This window comes from Streptomyces chiangmaiensis, from assembly GCF_036281785.1.
GTDB lineage: Bacteria > Actinomycetota > Actinomycetes > Streptomycetales > Streptomycetaceae > Streptomyces > Streptomyces chiangmaiensis.
The window spans coordinates 1-6,550 of record NZ_JAYWVC010000313.1; the positions used below are offsets into that span (position 1 = coordinate 1).

The 6,550-nt window shown below is 70.1% G+C and carries 6 protein-coding genes and 1 pseudogene; 4 read left to right on the plus strand and 3 right to left on the minus strand.

Annotated elements, in window-relative coordinates; genetic code table 11:
• Window positions 1-910 (minus strand): extracellular solute-binding protein (locus tag VXC91_RS40995; RefSeq protein WP_329512452.1); only part of this gene is annotated, 910 nt, incomplete at its 3' end.
• Window positions 911-1,283: 373 nt separating this feature from the next.
• Between VXC91_RS40995 and VXC91_RS41000 the strand changes: the two genes are divergently transcribed.
• From VXC91_RS41000 to VXC91_RS41010, 3 genes are all read left to right on the plus strand, one after another.
• The gene (locus VXC91_RS41000; RefSeq protein WP_329512453.1) at window positions 1,284-2,144 is read left to right on the plus strand and encodes a cache domain-containing protein; all 861 of its coding nucleotides are present in this window, start codon (window positions 1,284-1,286) and stop codon (window positions 2,142-2,144) included.
• Window positions 2,145-2,271: 127 nt separating this feature from the next.
• A complete protein-coding gene (locus VXC91_RS41005; protein WP_329512454.1) occupies window positions 2,272-3,606 on the plus strand; it encodes an MFS transporter in 1,335 nt (444 codons plus the stop codon).
• 126 nt (window positions 3,607-3,732) lie between these two features.
• Entirely contained in the window at window positions 3,733-4,104 is a 372-nt protein-coding gene (locus VXC91_RS41010; RefSeq protein WP_329512455.1) for a DUF6479 family protein, read from the plus strand.
• Window positions 4,105-4,146: 42 nt separating this feature from the next.
• Here the strand turns inward: VXC91_RS41010 and VXC91_RS41015 are convergent, their stop codons facing one another.
• On the minus strand, window positions 4,147-5,112 hold the full coding sequence (locus tag VXC91_RS41015) for an ATP-dependent DNA ligase (RefSeq protein WP_329512456.1): 966 nt from the start codon (window positions 5,110-5,112) through the stop codon (window positions 4,147-4,149).
• Between the two features lie 108 nt (window positions 5,113-5,220).
• Window positions 5,221-6,114 carry a Gfo/Idh/MocA family protein gene (locus VXC91_RS41020; protein ID WP_329512457.1) on the minus strand — a complete coding sequence of 298 codons (894 nt, stop codon included), beginning with the start codon at window positions 6,112-6,114 and terminating at the stop codon, window positions 5,221-5,223.
• A 165-nt stretch (window positions 6,115-6,279) separates the two neighbouring features.
• Between VXC91_RS41020 and VXC91_RS41025 the strand changes: the two are divergent.
• A pseudogene (locus VXC91_RS41025) lies at window positions 6,280-6,550 on the plus strand (hypothetical protein); the annotation flags it as partial.

The following is a 6,550-nucleotide window of genomic DNA, read 5'->3' on the forward strand; positions in this document are numbered from 1 at the left end:
TGGCGAGCATCCAGGTGTCCGACCAGCCGGTGGCGCCTTCCTGCGGCAGGACGGCCTTGACCTTGGCACCCTCGCTCTCGGCGAGGTTGGCGATGACCTGCCAGGTGGTGCCGATCACGGAGTCGCCGCTTTTGAAAGCGGAGATCTCCTTGAGGTAGTCGCTCCAGTACTCGCCGACATGGGCGTGCTGCTTCTTCAGCAGGTCGACGGCCGAGTCGAACTGCTCTTGATCGAGGGCGTACGGGTTCTCGATGCCCAGCCCCGGTCGGGTCTCGCGCAGGTAGAGCGCGGCGTCCGCGATGTAGATGGGTGAGTCGTACGCGGTCACATGCCCCTTGTACTTCGACGCGTCGTCGAATACCGCGGACCACGACAGGGGTTCGGGCGACACCTCCCGCGTGTTGTACATCAGCAGATTCGCGCCACGGCCGTGCGGAATGCCGTACTCCGTGCCGTTGACGGAGTTCCAGCTCTGATCCTTCAGCCCGAAGAACACGTTCTTGTAGTTGGGTACCAGATCCGTGTTCACCGGAGCCGCCTCACCGGAGGCGATGAGCCGCAGTGACGCGTCACCGGACGCGGAGACCGCGTCGTAGGCACCCGACTTCATCAGCTTCACCATCTCGTCCGAGCTGGCCGCCACCTTGTTGTGGACCTGGCACCCCGTCCGCTTCTCGAAGGGGGTGACCCAGTCGGCCTTCGGGTCGGAGGAACCGTCCTCCACATATCCCGCCCAGGAGATCAGGTTGACCTGCCCCTCCGTCCGGCCGAGCTTCGACTGCTCCTTGATGTCGGGCGGGTTGAAGCCGGACGAGGAGGACGTGCTCGACTCGGCGAACATTCCGCAGGCGCTCACTAGCAGCAGGGAACAGGCGGCGGCCGTCGGTTTGAGGAATCTGTACAGGTGCAAGGGAATCTCCACGGCGTGGGGAAGTGGGGGGAATCGGGGGACGGAGTTGTGACGGCGGGTGTAGGCGGGGCGTCGGAGGTGCAGGATGCGACCCGGGTGAAGGCGTGGTGGTGCCGCGAACCGCACCCGGTGTCGGGTGGTGTGGTGACCGAAGTGGTCTCCGTGCGCCGGGGATTGCGGCGGCGCACTCGGAAGACTCCTGGTCGGCGGGTGGACCGGCCGGTTCGCCCATGGGACGGGTGGCGTCTCCGGGCGGACGGCGTGGCCCACACCCTACGGAGAGTGGCTGGATGGATCAACTTAACTCTATGGGAAGGGAGTTGACGGTAAGTCAAGATGCGGTGAAGCGAGCGGGGCGTATACGGTCGCGGTCATGTCCGACTCTCCGCAGCAGCCCGGATCCTCGCCCTGTCTGGTACCACCCCCCGTGCCGACGGGCACGAGCACGGCCGTGAGAGACAGCGGCCGCCGCGCGGGGGCGGCGACGGCGACGCTCGACCCGGCCACCGAAGCGGGAGTCGCGGCCCGGGTACGCCGAACCCTGGAGGCCGTCTTCGACACCGTCGCCCACACCCGGGCCGACACCGCCGCGCTGCTGACCCGGATCGCCGCCCAGGGCCGTGGCCCGGTGAGCGCGGACCTCGCGGCGCTGCGCCCGGGCCTCCATCTCCACCTGGCCCAGCAGGAACTGGTCTCGGGCGTCGGTTTCATCGCGGCACCGGGGTTGCTCGGTGACGTACCGGCGTGGCTGGAGTGGTGGCAGACCGGCTCCGACGGTGCCGTACGGCCGCTGATGCTCGATCTGGACCCGAGGCAGTCCGCGTACTCCGACTACACGCACTGGGACTGGTTCGCCCTGCCCCGGGACACCGGACGCCGTGCGGTTGCCGGACCCTATGTCGACTATCTCTGCTCCGACGAGTACAGCCTCACCCTGTCCGCGCCCGTCCATGTCAAGGGCCGTTTCGCGGGGGTCGCCGCGGCGGACGTGTACCTGCGGCACTTCGAGGCCGCATTGATACCCCTCCTCCAGGGGCTTCCCGGTCCCGCCTACCTGGTCAACGCCCGAGGCCGCGTCGCCGCCTCGGCGGACCCGGCCCATCTCGTCGGCTCGCTCACCAAGGGCCCCAACTTCGGCGCGCTGCTGGCCGAGGGACGGCCCGGTCGTCACGACGGGCTGCGACTCGTCCCCTGTGACGACATCCCGCTCGTCCTCGTCGTGGCGGACGACTGACCGGCGCCGTCCGCTGCCCGACCCGGGGCGCGCCGACGTCGCCGATCACCGGTACGCGTGCCGCGGAGCGATGCCCCGGCTTCCGGCATCACAGGTGGATCGGTGATAGTGAACCCGGAATAAATAGATGTACGAGGCAGTCAGGAAGCCCGTGGACACGAGTGCGAGCACGACCGACGACGAAACGGCACCGGACGGCAGAGCGCCGGACGGGCAGGAGGCGCCGAGCAAGGGCTGGCGCCGCTGGGCCATGGACACCCGGCCGCTGCACCGTCCGGCCTTCCGCCGCCTGTGGTCCTCGACGATCGTGACCTCCGTCGGCAGCCAGCTCACCGCGGTCGCCGTCCCGAAGCAGATCTACGACATCACGCACTCCTCGGCGTGGGTGGGCTATGCGAGCCTCGCCGGCCTGCTGCCTCTCACCCTCTTCGCGCTGTGGGGCGGCGCGATCGCCGACCGCATGGACCGCCGCAGACTGCTGCTGCTCACCAATCTCGGCCTGGCTGTCACATCGGTGCTCTTCTGGGTCCAGGCCGTCACCGGCCTCGGCTCGGTCCTCGTCCTCATAGTGCTGCTCGCTCTCCAGCAGGCCTTCTTCGGCCTCAACTCCCCGGCCCGCAGCGCCTCCATCGCCCGGCTGGTGCCGCCCGAAGAACTCCCGGCGGCGAACGCGCTCGGTTCCACCGTGATGCAGACCGGCCTGGTGGCTGGTCCCCTCCTGGCCGGCGCCCTCATCCCCGTCATCGGTCTGTCCGAGCTGTACCTGATCGACGCCGTGGCCCTGTGCGTGACCTTGTGGGCGGTCGTCCGGCTGCCCGCGCTGCCGCCGCAGACCGCCTCGGCGAAGAGCCGGACGGGATGGCAGGCGATAGCCGAGGGCTTCCGCTACATCTCGGTCCGCAAGGTCCTGCTGCTGTCCTTCCTCGCCGACATCATCGCCATGGTGTTCGGCATGCCCCGTGCGCTGTTCCCGCAACTCGCCGCCCAGACCTACGCGCCCTACGGCGAAGGCCTGGCGCTCGGTCTGCTCTTCGCAGCGATTCCGATCGGCGCCGTGCTCGGGGGTCTGATGTCCGGCACGTTCTCCCGCGCCCGTCGCCACGGCCTGATGGTGATCGCGGCGGTGATCGCCTGGGGAGCGGCCATCACCGGCCTCGGACTCAGCGCGAACCTCTGGGTGGCCATCGCCTTTCTGGCCGCAGCCGGAGTCGCCGACATGGTCTCCATGGTCTTCCGCGGGGCCATTCTGCTGTCCGCGGCGACCGACGAGATGCGCGGCCGTATGCAGGGCGTCTTCACGGTCGTCGTCGCCGGCGGCCCGCGCCTGGCGGACGTGCTGCACGGCACGGTCGGCTCGGCCCTGGGCGCCCGCGCGGCCATCGCCGGCGGAGGTCTATTGGTCATCGCGGCCACCCTCGGCCTGGCGCTGGCGACCCCGGCGCTACGCGAGTACCGCATCTGACCGGAGCCCCGCAGTTGCGGTCCGGAAGGGCGCCCACCTGCGCGGAATTTCCCCGAGAAAAAGGAATCCGGATTCTCGGAGAAATCTCCGGGAGCCATTCCAATTCAACGGGGGTATGGTCATGGCATGAATACGGCGAGCTTTGTAGTACTGGCTGTATCGCAGGAACAACTCAACGTGTTCTTCGCCTTCCTCGGCGGCATGGTGGTTTCCGGAGCGCTGATCTGGGCCGTCCGGTTCGGCATGGACGTACGGGACCACGAACCGGCACCACCCAGGCCCGACGAGCAGCCGCACCTGCCCGACGGCGGAGCAGTCCATGAGGAACGAGAAGTGCGGGAACCGAGAGAGGTACCGCGCGCGTCGCAGGAGAGCGAACGGCTCATGCCGTACGAGCTCCACCACGCGGCGAGCCAACGCTGTGGGAACCAGAAACGCAAGCGCTGGCTTCCCGGGTCCAGTGGCGCGTTCGGCAGCGGCGGCCCCGGTCACGTGTGAGTCGTTGCCGATGAAGAGACGGATGTCCGGGGCCCGCGCCTCTCACGGCAGATCAGCCGCCGAGTCCTCCGGTGTCAGGTCCGGACGCAGACGCAGCCAGGAAGGTTGTCTGAGCAGACCTGACCGGGTGCGGGTGCTGTAGCGTACCTCGCCGACCAGCCACGGCAGGACCCAGCGGGCATCCGGCACCCTCGGGTCACGGTCGAAGGGGCAGACGCGTGTCTCGACGGTGCGCAGCAACCGGGCGAGCTCGGCTCGCTCGGCCTTGGTCCAGCCCGTTCCCACCCGGCCGACGTAGCGCAGCCGACCGGCCTCCCGCTGACCCATCAGCAGCGCTCCGGGCAGCCCCGAAAGCCGTCCCCGGCCGGGCAGCCAGCCGCCGACGATCACGTCCACGGCCCGTACGTTGCGGATCTTGATCCAGGACCGGGAACGCACTCCGGGCTCGTACACCGAGTCCAGCCTCTTGCAGACCAGCCCTTCCAGACCGCTCTCCCGGGTCGCCTCGAGCGCCTGCGCGCCGTGTCCGACGAGCGCACCCGGCGTCGACCAGTGGGGTCCGGCCAGCCCCAGCCCCTCCAGCTGCGAGCGGCGGCCGGAATAGGGAAGCCCCGTGAGGTCGCACCGCAGGAACATCAGATCGAAAAGGACGAGGTGCACAGGTGTCCGTTCCGCGCGCCGCGCCGCCAGCGCGGGGGAGTGCGCCAGTCCCATGCGGGACTGCAGCCGCTGGAAGTCGCCGTGGCCCCGCTCGTCCGGCGCCACCACCTCGCCGTCCAGTACGGCGGGTGTCGCGCCCAGGGCGGCGCCCAGCGGAGCGAGTTCCGGGTAGGCGCCGGTGATGATCTCGCCCGACCGGGCGCGCAGCTCGAGGCTGCCGTCGCCGGGGAGATAGATCACCGCCCGCTGGCCGTCCTGTTTCGTCTCGTACGCCCACTGCGCGTCCTGCCGCGCGGGCGGCAGGACGCCGGGGGTGGCCAGCATGGGGGCGATCAGCGGCAGTCTCACGGGTCAGTTGTGGACGTCTCCACCGGCCCGCACGCGTCCCCGTTGGGCGTTTTCCCCTGAACGGCGCCCTTGCCCCGCCGCGCCCGGTCGCTCACCCCCGGGGGTCGTTCACCCCCGAGCGGCCTGTGCGATCAGCTCCTGCAGCCGCAGTCCGCGCCGGGCGTCCAGCTCCCCGGGCACCCCGGTGCGCACGGCGGTGGCGAAGTCACGGCGCAGCACCGGCCAGGCCTCCTCGTAGTCGAGGCCGGTCGTGTCGTAGACCAGCGGGGGCTCGGAGCCGAAGAGCTCGATGCGGGTGCCGCCTTCCGGAAGGTGCACCGAGCCGGACAGCGAGCACTGACTGACCGCCCCGTTCACGTGCTCGCAGGTGAGCTCGACCCAGCGCCGAGGATCCCCCGCGCTCCGTACGTGCTCGATGGGACCGATCGCCGCGTCGAGGAGGTCGAGCAGATGGGGACCGACGTCCAGCAGGGCACCGTGTTCCAGGCGCCACGGGGTCGCGAAGTCCCCGCCCAGGAAGGCACCGCTCAGTCCGCAGGAGCGGGCACCGGAGACCTCGAGTTTCCGTGCGGCGGCAAGGAACCGGCGCGCGGCCGGGTGATAGCGGTTCGACAGGACCAGCTGCGAGACGACGCCCGCCTCCTCGATGGCGTCGGCGAGCCGCCGCGCCGAGGGGAGATCCCCTCCGAGCGGCTTCTCCAGCAGCAGGGCCTTGCCCGCCTTGACCGCGCGCAGCGCCAGGTCCGCCTGCACCACCGGAGGAACCGAGAAGGCCACTGCCTCACATCCGTCGAGGAGTTCCTCGAATCCGGCGGCGACGTCCGCGCCGTAGGGGGCAGCGGTCTCACGGGCCGCCTCCTCGCGGCGTGCCCATACCGACGTCAGCCGGGTCTCGGGCCCGGCCGCCAGCACGCGTGCGTGCACGGCACGTGCCCAGGGGCCCGCCCCGACCAGCCCGACCCTCACCGGTTCCCCGGTCCATGGCAGTGAGATGTCCGTCATGGACGGAACTCCATCATGATTCGGCGGTCTTGAACAGATGTTTCATCGGGCGACGGACAAATCGCCCGGGGCCCCATGGAACGTGACCGAACCGAGGCGATCCCGGAGCGCCGCGGGCTCCTGAGCCGACGCGGCAGTGATCAGTCCCCGTCGACAGGAGCAGCAGTGACACCACCCCGTCGGCACACCGTCACACGCACCATCCTCCTGCCCGGACAGGTCGTCGCCACTGCGGTCCTCTTCGCCCGCGCCGCCCTGCTCGCCACCGCGGGCCCGGCGGCGGCCGGCACCGTGGGGTCGTCGGGTGCGGGCGACCCCTACTTCCCGCTGGAGGGCAACGGCGGCTACGACGTGCGCCACCACGACCGTGAGCTCGTGCTGTGGCCGGAAAGGTTTGCCGGAAAGCTCGCGTCCGGTGCTGGGGGCACCTCCCACG

Coding starts and splice junctions, on each gene's coding strand:
- VXC91_RS41020 (WP_329512457.1), bottom strand. CDS start 6,114: ATGACGGACATCTCACTGCCATGGACCGGGGAACCGGTGAGGGTCGGG.
- VXC91_RS41000 (WP_329512453.1), top strand. CDS start 1,284: ATGTCCGACTCTCCGCAGCAGCCCGGATCCTCGCCCTGTCTGGTACCA.
- VXC91_RS41010 (WP_329512455.1), top strand. CDS start 3,733: ATGAATACGGCGAGCTTTGTAGTACTGGCTGTATCGCAGGAACAACTC.
- VXC91_RS41005 (WP_329512454.1), top strand. CDS start 2,272: ATGTACGAGGCAGTCAGGAAGCCCGTGGACACGAGTGCGAGCACGACC.